The organism is Tenacibaculum sp. Ill (assembly GCF_051938915.1).
GTDB classification, from domain to species: domain Bacteria; phylum Bacteroidota; class Bacteroidia; order Flavobacteriales; family Flavobacteriaceae; genus Polaribacter; species Polaribacter larymnensis.
On sequence record NZ_JBPSCW010000002.1, the window covers coordinates 1,192,708 to 1,204,483 of the forward strand.

Genomic DNA, 11,776 nt, shown 5'->3' on the forward strand with positions numbered 1-11,776 from the left:
TTGAAATGGAAAAAGTAGATAAGTATATAGAAAATATAAAAAATTGGAAAGAAGAAACAAAACTGTTACGACAAATTTGTTTGGATTGTGGTCTAGAGGAAGACTTTAAATGGATGCACCCTTGTTATACTTTTCAAGGAAAAAATATTGTGTTAATTCATGGTTTTAAAGATTATTGTGCATTACTTTTCTATAAAGGAGCTTTGTTAAAAGATACAGAAAGGGTTTTAATTCAACAGACAGAAAATGTACAATCTGCTCGTCAAATTAGGTTTACTAAACCTGAAGAGGTTTTAGATTTTACACCAACAATCAAAAGATATATTTTCGAAGCAATAGAAGTTGGAAAAGCAGGCTTAAAAGTAAAAACTAAGAAAACTTCAGAATTTGAAATGGTAAGTGAATTTAAAGAAGTTTTGGAAGAAAATTCAGATGTAAAAAAAGTTTTCGAAGCACTAACACCAGGAAGACAAAGAAGTTATTTATTGTATTTTTCTCAAGCTAAACAATCAAAAACACGCTTATCAAGAATAGAAAAATCGATACCTAAAATGATTGAAGGTAAAGGACATAATGAAAGATAATAAAGCTACCTAAATTTAGGTAGCTTTATAGAAACTTAGATGAAAACTAGATAAATTAATATTATTACATATTAATAAATCTTGGAAGTAGTGTGAAACATTTGTGTAGAAACCGCAATACGATTCCAAATATTAATTTCTCCTATTTGCATAATAATTTGTGCTATTTCGTTATCGGTAAAGTACTCCTTAAGTTTCTGAAAGGTACCTTCTGTTAATCCATTATCACTTATCAGTGTTATTTCATCAGTAGCAGATAATAATGCTTTTTCTTTTTCGGAAAATAAAGGAGATTCCTTCCATGCACTCAAAGCAAAAACTCTGTTTTGTTCTTCTCCATTTTTTAGAGCCTCTGCGGTATGCATCTCGATACAATAAGCGCATGTGTTAATTTGAGAAGCTCTTATTTTTATAAGATTTTTACTTTTTTTTGAAAGAGTTGATGTTTCAAGATATTTAAAAATTCCTAAGATAGCATTATAAGCGTTGGGTTCTAATTCTTGAATGTTTAGTCTTTGTTTCATAATTTTAAATTTTATAAACCAAAGGTATTACTCCTCGTAAAGTTAAAACTTAAGCCAGTTTAAGAAAGGTTAAGCAGTATTAAGAATCAGAAAAAAGATTAGTTAAATATAAACCGCCTTACGATATTTGTTAGCGTATTCAGAAGGAGTCATATTGGTAACCTTTTTAAAAACTTCTCTAAAACCTTTTGGGTCATTATAACCAACTTCGTACATTATTTCATTAATTGTTTTATTTCCTCTCTCAAATTCTTTTTTAGCAGCTTCTATTTTAACACGTTGTACATATTCAATCACGGTGTTGGCTGTAGCCTTTTTAAAACGTCTTTCAAAAGTTCTACGGCTTACAGCGATTTTTTCAGAAAGCTCATCAACAGTTATTTTCTGCTGATAATTTTGCTCAATATGTTCTTGAACTTTTAAAATGTCAACATCGTTATGAGATTTTTGTCCTTTAAAAATAATGAAAGGAGATTGGCTATTACGACTAATATCTATTTCAAAAATTTTAGAAGAAAGCACAGCCATGTCACGACCAGCAAACTTTTCTACCAAATAAAGGTTTAAATTTAAAGAAGAATAGGCGCCACCACTTGTATATAACCCATTTTCGTCAGTAATAATCCTATCATTAACAAGATTCACGTCAGGAAACATTTTTCTAAATTCATCAGCAGCCAACCAATGCGTAGCACAATCCTTACCGTTAAGTAGCCCTGTGCTAGCTAATAAAAACGCACCTATACAAAGGCTAGCTATTTCAGCACCATTAGTGTACTGCTTCCTTATCCAAGGAATAAAAGCACTATTCTTTGAAATTACTTGAGCATAATCTCCATGAGTGGCAGGAATAATAATCAAATCCGTTTTTTGTACATCAGCAATTGTTGTGTTAGGAATAATACTAAATAGTCCGTTGCTTAACCTAGCTTTTTTATGTGTACCAACAAGATGCGTTGTAAACATAGGTTGTTTGCCAGCTTTTAATAAGGAATCGTTAGCCATGGTAAACATTTTATAAGTAGCTTCTAAATTACTCAAGCTAGAGTCGCCTTCAGGTACAAGAATAGAAATATGTTTCATGAGTTGTTTTTCAATAGGTTAAACCATTTCAAATATAAGATAAGCATTTGTCGCAATCAACCCGTGGTATTGTCGGGAACATACCTTTGAAGTATGAAAAAGACCTTTTATCTTTGGTTATCAAATAATTAAGGTATGGGAGAAGAAGTTTTAAATGAATATTATATCACAACAAAGGAACTGTTGAGGTTGCTATCATTGTTAACAGAAGAAGAACTGAACAAAAAGACAAATGAAGGAGATTGGACAGCAGCACAAATAGGAGAACACCTTAATAAATCGTATGCATTATCAAAAGTTTTGAATGGAAAAGTGAAAGAAACTAAGCGTAGTCCAAATGAAAAGTTACAAGAAGTACAGGAGCTTTTTTTAAACCTTGATGTAAAGATGAGTTCACCTAAAGAAATTATACCTACTGAAGAATTTATTGATAAAGAAAACTTATTGATCGAGTTAAGAAGTAAAATACAATGGGTGAACGATTTCTCAAGGAAAGCAGATCTGTCAAAACTCTGTTTAGACTTTAAAATCCCTGAATTAGGGGCGTTTACGCGACTTGAGTGGATAGGGTTTAATACAGTGCATACAAAGCGTCATATTTACCAAATAAAACAAATTATTAGAAGTCTAAAATTATAAAATAATGAAAATATGGGCGAACTTAGGAGTAGAGGATATAGAACGTACACAAAAGTTCTATCAAGCATTAGGTTTTAAACTTAATGGAACCCCTACGAACGAAATAGTAAGTTTTCTATTTGGAGATGATGAGTTTGTAATCCACTTTTTTAAAAAGGAAAAGTTAAAAGAAAGTTTTGAAGGAGAGATAACAAACCTTAACAACGGTAATGAAATAATGTTTACACTTTCGGCAAAAAGCAAAGAAGAAATTAATGTATTAATAAGTAAAATAATTAAAGTAGGAGGAGATATTCGTTTTGACCCTAGAAAAGACAAGAAAAAGTTTTATGATGATAATGGCTATTATGTTTGTGTGTTTGAAGACTTAGATGGGCATTTGTTTAATCTGTTTTGTAATTTGAATAAATAATCAAAAAAATAAAAGAAAATGAAAACTATTTGGCTAAACCTTCCTGTAAAGAATATGAAAAAATCAAAAGTTTTTTTTAAAACAATTGGTTTTGAGGAAAATCCAATGCATAAAAATGCAGAGCATATTGGTAGTTTCTTTATTGGAGAAAACAATTTTGTACTCATGCTTTTTCCTGAAAAAGAGTTTAAAGGCTTCACAAAAAATGAAGTTAGCAATACTCAAAAAGGAACAGAAATGCTTATCAATGTTGATGCACAGAGTAGAGAAGAAATAGATAAAATGGCTATAACTGTTAGTAAAGCTGGTGGTGTAATATTTTCGGAGCCTAGTGAGTCTCAAGGTTGGATGTATGGCTTTGGGTTTGCAGATTTAGACGGACATCGCTGGAGTATGTTATATATGGATATGGAAAAAATACCACAATAAAAACTTTAAAAATGGAACAGCAAAAATTTACAAAAGTTATAAATGCTAGCCCTGAAAAGGTGTGGAAGGTTCTTTGGGATGATGAAACGTATCCTCAGTGGACAGCAATTTTTTCAAAAGGGTCTTATGCAAAAACAGATTGGAAAGAAGGGAGTAAAGTATTATTTCTTACACCAGATGGTAGAGGGATGGTAAGTAAAATAAAAAAGAAGATGCCTAATGAGTATATGCTCTTTGAACATTTGGGAATAATTGAAAATGAGATAGAGAACCATGAAAGTAATGAAGCTAAAGAATGGGCTGGAGCTACAGAGGCATATATGTTAGAGTCTGTTAAGAACAATAAAACGCAATTAACGGTTAAAATGGATGTAGTTGAAGAGTATAAAGACTTCTTTTTAAATACATGGCCCAAGGCAATGAGTAAAATAAAAGATTTAGCAGAAAAGAAAAATTAGAATAAAAATAACCTTAAAAACAAGAAAAATGAAAGTAAATCCTTATTTAAATTTTGACGGAGATGCAGAACAAGCATTCAATTTTTACAAATCAGTATTTGGTGGTGAATTCATTGCAAATATGAAAATGAGTGACGCTCCAGATGTAGAAAAATTACCAGAAAATGAGAGAAACCGTACAATGCATATTTCGCTACCATTATCAAAAGATACTATTTTAATGGCATCAGATACCGTGCCATCAATGGGACATAAGCTTAACAAAGGGAACAATAATTACATTTCAATTCACCCTAATAGTCGTGAAGAAGCAGATCGTTTATTTAATGGACTTTCTGTAGAAGGAAAAATTGAAATGCCCATGGAAGATCAGTTTTGGGGAGATTATTATGGAAGCTTTGTAGATAAGTTTGGAGTTCATTGGATGATTAATTATAACGAGCAATACAGTTAATTTTAATGCTGTTATTTAATGGTAGAAGTTTTTAAAACGTCAGTAGCATTAATTGAAGATGAAAAATATCTTTTAAGAGAACTTCAAAAGAAGTTCCCAGATTATCTAATTAATTTTGATCTGGAGGATTGTGATAATATTCTTCGAATAGAAATTGCTAACGAAAAAATTAACGTTGCTAGAATTATCAAATTAGTGAGGTCTTATAATTTTGATATAGAAGTATTGGAAGATGTAGTAGGTTAAATATAACTTCAAGCTATTTAAAAATAAAACCCTGTTAGAAAACTAACAGGGTTTTTTTGTGACCTCGGCAGGATTCAAACCTGCAACCTCTTGAGCCGTAATCAAGTGCACTATTCAGTTATGCTACGAGGCCTTTTTGCGGGTGCAAATATAAGAATGTTTTTTAAAAACTAAAGCAAAAAAATAATTTTTTTTCAAGCTTTTCAATTATTTATCAGCTTCTATTTCTTGTTTAAAATCGTCAATAGTACGTTGAGCTTTTTCAAGGTCTGATTCATAGATAAATACGTCAATAGAGTTACCTAAAGTTCCAAAACCAGCAACCCTTCCAGCTTCTTTATTATCTTTTACTAAATACGGAACTTCAATTTCATTAAGTAACTGACTTAATCTGTTCACAAAGATTTGAGAACCTGAGAAAACTTTAATATGCTTGTTCATAATGGTAAATTTTAATCCAACGAATTTATTGTAATATAAGCACGCCATCCAATAATAGCCAATTGAAATTTTGATGCTTTCGATATATCCAATTCCTTTTTAGTAAAGGAAGGTAGTAGAGCCTTGTTTAGTTTGGCTAAAAACTTAAAAAAACTTTTTTTCATTAGTAGTTGATTCTACTATCAAAAATAACGAAAAATAATTTGTTATAATAAGAAAGTATAAACTTTACTTGACTTAAAATGAAAAGTATAGGTTTTAACAAGCCAACCTCTTAAAATATCAATTCCAGTAATAAATAAGCAATTTTAATGGTTATTAGAATTAGTTTTAAAGCAAGTATAATCATGTTTGATTTATGTGTTTTTAGTTAGTAAATAATGATGAATTCCGGAATTGTTTTTTCAATATATGAGAAAGGAAATATTACAACCAAATTTTAAAACATCAATTAATCAAATTGAGTTTTAATTTAAGGTTAAAAAAGTGGTTTTAGTTTTAAAATAAAACTAAAGTATCTATGATTGTGTTTTAATTATAAACAAAAAGAAGTTGTTTTTGTTTATTTTATTAAGGTTTTAAAGGGTTTTTTTTGAGTGGATTTTAAAAGTAAAGGAAAAAGAGTTTTAAAAACAGGTGTTTTTAAGGAGTTCCATTTCTTCTGAGAAAAAAAATAAGTTTTTCTTAATAAATGTTTGGTACTAATTTGAGAGGAGATATATTTGTAATTTAAAATAAATCTAAATAAATATAATGAAATTTTACGTAATAGTAGCAGCTTTATTTTTAACCTTCGGAGTATCAGCTCAGTCTAGTTTAAAAGGAAAAATAAAGGATGAAAAAGGTCTACCAATTTATGGGGTTAATATTCATGTCTCTGAACTTCAAAAAGGTACTACCACTGATGAAAATGGAAGCTTTGTATTAAAAAATATAAGAGAAGGTGTTTTCAAGGTGACTTTTAGCATGGTCGGGTTTCAAACCATAACAAAAGAAATAACATTTACTCAAAATAGTACAGTTGAGATAGTACAAGTACTAAAAGAAAATGAAGAGAGTTTAAATGAAGTTGTTGTTTCAGCTAGTAGACGTTCAGAATATCTTTCAGAGATACCAGCATCAATAACTGTTGTTAACCAAAAACAATTAGCAGATTTATCAAACTCAACAACTAATATTAATGAAATATTAGAATTTACAGTTCCTGGTTTGGCAGTATCTACAGGAACTTTTTCTAACTGGGGACAAACATTACGTGGTCGTTCTTTATTGGTGATGATTGATGGTGTTCCGCAATCTACTCCGTTACGTAACGGTCAATTAGGAATAAAATCGGTAAGCCCTAACGATATTAGTCGAGTAGAGGTTATTAAAGGAGCAACTTCTATTTTTGGAAATGGAGGAAATGGAGGTTTTATTAATTATATTACCAAAAAGCCAAATAGTAGTGAAAAAATTGAAGGGACTACCAATATTTGGGGAACTTCTAGTTTGACAAAAACCAAAGATGCTCTTGGGTTTGGAGCTTATCAATCACTGCGTGGAAAAATAGATAAATTAAACTATTATGTAAGTGGAAGTTATGAGGAAACAGGAAATAAGTATGATGCAGATGGTAAAGTTATACTTCCTACTTATGGGTTGGATAATACAAGAATCTATACTGCTTTAGCTAAATTAGAGTATGAAATATCTGATAGACAAAAAATAAGTATTGGAGGAAATTTATATAATTCTTTACAAGACACACCTTTTATACCTGTTCCAGGATCTTTTGAAGTGTATAATGAAGGAGGGGATTACACCTTAACACCTGGTTATGGTGTTGAAGGATCTATTGAGGGACAAGAACCTACAGGATCTAAACTGTATAATGGAAACTTGAAATATGACTTAAATAATATTTTTGATGGTACAACAGATTTTACAGCTGATGTGTATTATCAAAAAACAAAAAATATATTCTTTTATTCAGATAAATTTGAAAACGGAGGTCAATCAGTAATTAATGCAGAAAAGTATGGTTTAAGACCAAACTTTAACACTACACTTACTCCAAATGAATCAACAGAAATCTCATTAACATATGGTTTGGATTTGTTAAAAGATAAAACTAATCAAGGGTTGTTAGATGGTAGATTATGGGTGCCAAATATTGAAATGTTTAGTTGGGCACAATACATACAATCTACAGTAAAATTTAATGATGAATGGGTTTTAAAAGCAGGGTTAAGATATGATGATATGAACCTTACCATAGATGATTATAATACCTTACCATATTCACCTTTAGGTGATGGTAATTTTAATCCTTCAGTAGCGGTAGAAGGAGGTAGATTAGGATTTGATAATCTGGCTTTTAATGTAGGAGTTAGGTATATTAAGCACCAAGAGTTTATTCCTTATGTAAGTTACTCTCAAGGTTTTTCAATTGCTGATTTAGGCTCTGTTTTACGTTCAGCAAAAGCAGATAGTGTTGAAGATATTCAATTAGAGCCAGCAGTAACTAAAAATTATGAGTTCGGATTTTTATCAAAGTTCAAAAACTTTAGACTAGAGGCTGTAGGATATTACAGTGTTTCTAATTTAGGAACAGGGGTTGTATTTGATGAAAATATAAATTCTTTTGTACCATCAAAAAAGCCACAGAATATTTATGGAGGAGAAATAGCCATAGACTATACTGCTTTTGATAATAAATTACAAGTAGGAACATCATATTCTTACGTTGAAGGTGTTACTCATAACGTGGGGGATGAAAACAACTTAACTTATTTAGGAGGAGATGTTATTTCAGCACCTAAGTTAACGGCTTATGTAACATGGTTACCAACAAACAAAATAAGTACCTCTTTACGAATGACTAATTTAGGAAATAGAAGTCGTTTTAATCCGTATTTAGATGCAAAAGATAATTATACGTTTAGACATACACAATTTCCAGTAGAAGGATACACTTTACTTAATTGGTCTATGAACTATAAACTGCAAGAAAATATATCAGTTTCATTAGCGGTAAATAACTTGTTAAACGAATATTATTTACCAGCAAGATCACAATGGGCAGCACCTTTAAGAACTTTTACTGGTACAGGTGAAGGAACAAACGCTAAATTAAGTGTATTGTATAACTTCTAAGAGAGTTAATAAGGTCTTACATTTGCAAAAATTATAAACCCAGTGTCTATTTTATTTTAGACTCTGGGTTTTAAAAATAAAAGATATCAATTGCAGCAGATACATAAAATAATTTGGAAAATACACCTATGGCTGGGTCTTAGCTGTGGGATTATTGCATCATTTTCAGGCTTAACGGGATCATTGTATGTTTGGCAACCTGAAATAACTTCATTATTGAGTTCCAAATTATTAAAGGTTGAAGATTTTTCTAAAATAAAAGAAAAAACAATTTTAAATTCTGCGTATTTTTTAGCTGCGCAGAATGAAGGAAAAGTAAATAAAGTTTTTTTGCCTTACAGAGAGCAGCAAACAATTTCAATAAATTATAAAAACGGAAAAACATTGTATTATCACCCGAAAACAAGAGTTTTTTTAGGTGAAAAATCGGTGTCAATACAGTTTTTTGAAATACTTCTGAAGTTACACCGTACATTAGGAATACCTACAATAGGTAAGTATATTATAGGCACAAGTGCTTTGTTATTCTGTTTCTTCTTGTTAACAACAGGGGTTTATATGTGGTGGAAAGCATATAAAAATAATCTATCAAAAGGATTTACGATGAAGTGGAAACCTAAAAAGAAACGTTTTCATTTCAATTTACATAAAGTATTCGGAATTTATTTTTTGCTGCCATTAATTATAATTGCATTTACAGGAGGTTACTTTACGTATCATAAAACCTATAAATCAGCTTTGTCTATTTTTAATGGTTCAGATAAAATAATCTTGGATGATGAAGCAAAACAAGCTAAGATTTTTTCCTTGGAAGAGGCAGTATTACAAACCGATGGGAAATATGTATTAAGAGCTATTTATTATCCGAAAGACAGTTTAGGAGTTTATAAACTAAGATATATAAAAGATCGATTTATCAAATCAGGATTTAGAAGAACAAAAGAAATGGAGCTAAATCAACAAGGTAAGTTACGAACGTTATCAAGTTTTGATTTTGATCCAAATAATAATAGGATAGTAGCTCAGTTTTATCCAATACATATAGGAGAAATAGTTGGGGTATTAGGTAGGGTCTTAGTGTTCATATCAGGTTTGGTGCCTTTAATTTTATTAATCACAGGGTATAAGGTTTATAGCTCAAAAACTAAACGATTAAAAAAGACTATTAATTAACATTTTTCTTAGAGGTAGTAGCTGAATTTGTTTTCATATTTGCTTGCTAAAAATCTTATCTTCGCCCAAAAAATATTTTATGAGCATTCTATACATTATTATTGGTTTAACATTGTTGGTTTTAGGAGGAAATTGGCTGTTGAAAGCAGCGGTAGGTTTGTCGCTAAAACTAAATATACCAAAAATTGTAATAGGTATGACGGTAGTGTCTTTTGCTACTTCAGCACCAGAATTAATAGTAAGTATAAAGTCAGCTTTAGATGGAGCTACAGGACTAGCTGTAGGAAATGTAATTGGGTCTAATATTGCAAACCTAGGTTTAGTATTAGGTATAACAGTAATACTATCATCAATTGATGTAGAAAAAAGTTTTTACAAGACTGATTGGCCAGTAATGATGATTGCTTCTGTAATGTTGTATTTTTTTATAGTGAATGATAAAACCATCCAGTTTTACGAAGGAGCTATATTATTTGGAATGTTAGTAGTGTTTTTAATCTATTTATTACGTTTCCAAAAACAAGCTGTGGTTGATGAAATGCCTGAAGATGATGAAGAGCTACCATTATACAAAATAGCACTATTCTTAGCAGTTGGAGGAGTTGGTTTATGGGGAGGTTCAGAATTATTAATTAACGGTTCAGTAAGTTTAGCGAAGAATTTAGGTGTTAGTGACGCTATAATTGGAGTAACAGTAGTATCGGTAGGAACAAGTGTTCCTGAGTTAGCAGCATCAATTATTGCGGTGTTAAAGAAAGAAAAAGCCATTTCATTAGGAAACCTTGTAGGTTCTAATGTGTTTAATATTTTAGCAGTTTTAGGAATTACAGCAATGATTACTCCTGTTGAGGTGAAACCAGATGCATATAGTTTAATAAATAATGATATTTATTGGATGTTAGGAGTTTCGTTTGCTATACTACCCTTGGTGTTTATTCCAAAAGGTATGCGATTAGGATGGAGAGATGGAATCGTTTTACTAGGAACGTATGCAACTTTTATATATTTAACTATTTCATAAAAAGAATTAGTCATAAATCAAAAAAAAGCCGCTATTAGCGGCTTTTTTAGTTGTGTTGTTGTGTTTGTTAACTATATGTCTGTACCTTTTACAGTCTCTATAATTCTACCAGCTACTTTGTAAGGATCAGCGTTTGAAGCAGGTCTTCTGTCTTCTAACCAACCTTTCCATCCTTTTTCTACAGTAATAATAGGAATACGGATTGAAGCGCCTCTATCAGAAACTCCATAACTAAAGTCAGATACATGAGCAGTTTCGTGTAAACCAGTTAAGCGCTCATCATTGTTAGCTCCATATACATCCATGTGCTCTTCAGTAACAGGTCTGAATGCTTCACAAATTTTTTCGTAAGTTTCCTTAGAACCACAAGTTCTTAATGTAGTGTTAGAGAAGTTTGCATGCATACCAGAACCATTCCAGTCTCCTTTTATAGGTTTTGGATGATACTCAATATAGTAACCGTACTTTTCAGTTAAACGATCTAATAAATAACGAGCAACCCAAATTTCATCACCAGCTTTTTTAGCACCTTTAGCAAATAATTGGAATTCCCATTGTCCTGGAGCAACTTCTTGGTTAATTCCTTCAAAGTTTAAACCAGCTTCAATACATAAATCAGCGTGCTCTTCAACAAAATCTCTTCCCCAAGTGTATCTTCCACCTACAGAACAGTAGTATTTTCCTTGAGGTCCAGGAAATCCACCACGTGGGAATCCTAAAGGTAAATCAGTTTTAGTATCCATTAAGAAATACTCTTGCTCAAAACCAAACCAAAAATCATTATCGTTATCATCAATTTTAGCACGTGCATTAGATGCGTGCGGAGTACCGTCAGCATTTAAAACTTCAGACATTACTAAGAATCCATTTTTTCTAGTTGGGTCAGGATAAATAGCAACAGGCTTAAGTAAACAGTCAGAAGCACCTCCAGAAGCTTGTTCTGTTGAACTTCCATCAAAAGACCAAATAGCACAATCTTCTAATTTACCGCTAAAGTTTTCTTCAACTTTAGTTTTACTACGCATGTTTTGAGTTGGTTCATGACCATCTAACCAAATGTATTCTAATTTTGATTTACTCATGATTTTTGTTTTTGTGTTGTTTTCGAGTTAATTATGGGGCAAAATTGAGTATTTTTTATCAAAGGTCAAAATTTTTTGGGGTGTTTTTATTT

Annotated in this window: 15 protein-coding genes and 1 tRNA gene; 10 read left to right on the plus strand and 6 right to left on the minus strand. The window is 31.1% G+C overall.

Going from position 1 to position 11,776, the window contains the following annotated elements; genetic code table 11:
• The first annotated feature begins 5 nt into the window (after positions 1 to 5).
• Entirely contained in the window at positions 6 to 584 is a 579-nt protein-coding gene (locus tag ACTPNM_RS05660) for a YdeI/OmpD-associated family protein (RefSeq protein WP_440120961.1), read from the plus strand.
• A 71-nt stretch (positions 585 to 655) separates the two neighbouring features.
• Here the strand turns inward: ACTPNM_RS05660 and ACTPNM_RS05665 are convergent, their stop codons facing one another.
• Entirely contained in the window at positions 656 to 1,108 is a 453-nt protein-coding gene (locus tag ACTPNM_RS05665; RefSeq protein WP_440120962.1) for a carboxymuconolactone decarboxylase family protein, read from the minus strand.
• Between the two features lie 102 nt (positions 1,109 to 1,210).
• Complete coding sequence (locus ACTPNM_RS05670; protein WP_440120963.1) at positions 1,211 to 2,191, minus strand: GlxA family transcriptional regulator; 981 nt, start codon at positions 2,189 to 2,191, stop codon at positions 1,211 to 1,213.
• Between the two features lie 135 nt (positions 2,192 to 2,326).
• Here ACTPNM_RS05670 and ACTPNM_RS05675 point away from each other — a divergent pair, with 135 nt between their 5' ends.
• Genes ACTPNM_RS05675 through ACTPNM_RS05700 form a run of 6 tightly spaced genes read left to right on the plus strand, consistent with a single transcriptional unit; the run spans position 2,327 to position 4,829 of the window.
• Positions 2,327 to 2,830: a DinB family protein gene (locus ACTPNM_RS05675; RefSeq protein WP_440120964.1), complete on the plus strand. Its 504-nt coding sequence runs from the start codon at positions 2,327 to 2,329 to the stop codon at positions 2,828 to 2,830.
• Positions 2,831 to 2,834: 4 nt separating this feature from the next.
• On the plus strand, positions 2,835 to 3,242 hold the full coding sequence (locus tag ACTPNM_RS05680; protein WP_440120965.1) for a VOC family protein: 408 nt from the start codon (positions 2,835 to 2,837) through the stop codon (positions 3,240 to 3,242).
• 18 nt (positions 3,243 to 3,260) lie between these two features.
• A complete protein-coding gene (locus tag ACTPNM_RS05685) occupies positions 3,261 to 3,671 on the plus strand; it encodes a VOC family protein (protein WP_440120966.1) in 411 nt (136 codons plus the stop codon).
• Positions 3,672 to 3,682: 11 nt separating this feature from the next.
• Positions 3,683 to 4,129 (plus strand): SRPBCC domain-containing protein, encoded by a 447-nt coding sequence (locus ACTPNM_RS05690; protein ID WP_440120967.1) that lies wholly within the window; start codon positions 3,683 to 3,685, stop codon positions 4,127 to 4,129.
• A 28-nt stretch (positions 4,130 to 4,157) separates the two neighbouring features.
• Positions 4,158 to 4,583 (plus strand): VOC family protein, encoded by a 426-nt coding sequence (locus ACTPNM_RS05695; RefSeq protein WP_440120968.1) that lies wholly within the window; start codon positions 4,158 to 4,160, stop codon positions 4,581 to 4,583.
• 18 nt (positions 4,584 to 4,601) lie between these two features.
• The gene (locus ACTPNM_RS05700; RefSeq protein WP_440120969.1) at positions 4,602 to 4,829 is read left to right on the plus strand and encodes a hypothetical protein; all 228 of its coding nucleotides are present in this window, start codon (positions 4,602 to 4,604) and stop codon (positions 4,827 to 4,829) included.
• A 59-nt stretch (positions 4,830 to 4,888) separates the two neighbouring features.
• On the opposite strand, the gene ACTPNM_RS05705 is transcribed toward ACTPNM_RS05700, so the two are convergent.
• From ACTPNM_RS05705 to ACTPNM_RS05715, 3 genes are all read right to left on the minus strand, one after another.
• Positions 4,889 to 4,962: transfer RNA gene (locus tag ACTPNM_RS05705), tRNA-Arg, on the minus strand.
• A gap of 74 nt (positions 4,963 to 5,036) precedes the next feature.
• Complete coding sequence (locus ACTPNM_RS05710) at positions 5,037 to 5,270, minus strand: putative signal transducing protein (RefSeq protein ID WP_274639317.1); 234 nt, start codon at positions 5,268 to 5,270, stop codon at positions 5,037 to 5,039.
• 11 nt (positions 5,271 to 5,281) lie between these two features.
• Positions 5,282 to 5,434 (minus strand): SsrA-binding protein, encoded by a 153-nt coding sequence (locus ACTPNM_RS05715; protein WP_274639318.1) that lies wholly within the window; start codon positions 5,432 to 5,434, stop codon positions 5,282 to 5,284.
• A 589-nt stretch (positions 5,435 to 6,023) separates the two neighbouring features.
• Between ACTPNM_RS05715 and ACTPNM_RS05720 the strand changes: the two genes are divergently transcribed.
• The 3 genes from ACTPNM_RS05720 (at position 6,024) to ACTPNM_RS05730 (ending at position 10,602) form a co-directional block, all read left to right on the plus strand.
• On the plus strand, positions 6,024 to 8,408 hold the full coding sequence (locus ACTPNM_RS05720; protein ID WP_440120970.1) for a TonB-dependent receptor: 2,385 nt from the start codon (positions 6,024 to 6,026) through the stop codon (positions 8,406 to 8,408).
• 90 nt (positions 8,409 to 8,498) lie between these two features.
• Complete coding sequence (locus tag ACTPNM_RS05725; protein WP_440120971.1) at positions 8,499 to 9,581, plus strand: PepSY-associated TM helix domain-containing protein; 1,083 nt, start codon at positions 8,499 to 8,501, stop codon at positions 9,579 to 9,581.
• Positions 9,582 to 9,660: 79 nt separating this feature from the next.
• The gene (locus ACTPNM_RS05730; RefSeq protein ID WP_274639321.1) at positions 9,661 to 10,602 is read left to right on the plus strand and encodes a calcium/sodium antiporter; all 942 of its coding nucleotides are present in this window, start codon (positions 9,661 to 9,663) and stop codon (positions 10,600 to 10,602) included.
• A gap of 71 nt (positions 10,603 to 10,673) precedes the next feature.
• Here the strand turns inward: ACTPNM_RS05730 and ACTPNM_RS05735 are convergent, their stop codons facing one another.
• Complete coding sequence (locus ACTPNM_RS05735; RefSeq protein ID WP_274639322.1) at positions 10,674 to 11,684, minus strand: glutamine synthetase beta-grasp domain-containing protein; 1,011 nt, start codon at positions 11,682 to 11,684, stop codon at positions 10,674 to 10,676.
• Positions 11,685 to 11,776: the final 92 nt, after the last annotated feature.

Coding starts and splice junctions, on each gene's coding strand:
- ACTPNM_RS05660 (WP_440120961.1), top strand. CDS start 6: ATGGAAAAAGTAGATAAGTATATAGAAAATATAAAAAATTGGAAAGAA.
- ACTPNM_RS05665 (WP_440120962.1), bottom strand. CDS start 1,108: ATGAAACAAAGACTAAACATTCAAGAATTAGAACCCAACGCTTATAAT.
- ACTPNM_RS05670 (WP_440120963.1), bottom strand. CDS start 2,191: ATGAAACATATTTCTATTCTTGTACCTGAAGGCGACTCTAGCTTGAGT.
- ACTPNM_RS05675 (WP_440120964.1), top strand. CDS start 2,327: ATGGGAGAAGAAGTTTTAAATGAATATTATATCACAACAAAGGAACTG.
- ACTPNM_RS05680 (WP_440120965.1), top strand. CDS start 2,835: ATGAAAATATGGGCGAACTTAGGAGTAGAGGATATAGAACGTACACAA.
- ACTPNM_RS05685 (WP_440120966.1), top strand. CDS start 3,261: ATGAAAACTATTTGGCTAAACCTTCCTGTAAAGAATATGAAAAAATCA.
- ACTPNM_RS05690 (WP_440120967.1), top strand. CDS start 3,683: ATGGAACAGCAAAAATTTACAAAAGTTATAAATGCTAGCCCTGAAAAG.
- ACTPNM_RS05695 (WP_440120968.1), top strand. CDS start 4,158: ATGAAAGTAAATCCTTATTTAAATTTTGACGGAGATGCAGAACAAGCA.
- ACTPNM_RS05700 (WP_440120969.1), top strand. CDS start 4,602: ATGGTAGAAGTTTTTAAAACGTCAGTAGCATTAATTGAAGATGAAAAA.
- ACTPNM_RS05710 (WP_274639317.1), bottom strand. CDS start 5,270: ATGAACAAGCATATTAAAGTTTTCTCAGGTTCTCAAATCTTTGTGAAC.
- ACTPNM_RS05715 (WP_274639318.1), bottom strand. CDS start 5,434: ATGAAAAAAAGTTTTTTTAAGTTTTTAGCCAAACTAAACAAGGCTCTA.
- ACTPNM_RS05720 (WP_440120970.1), top strand. CDS start 6,024: ATGAAATTTTACGTAATAGTAGCAGCTTTATTTTTAACCTTCGGAGTA.
- ACTPNM_RS05730 (WP_274639321.1), top strand. CDS start 9,661: ATGAGCATTCTATACATTATTATTGGTTTAACATTGTTGGTTTTAGGA.
- ACTPNM_RS05735 (WP_274639322.1), bottom strand. CDS start 11,684: ATGAGTAAATCAAAATTAGAATACATTTGGTTAGATGGTCATGAACCA.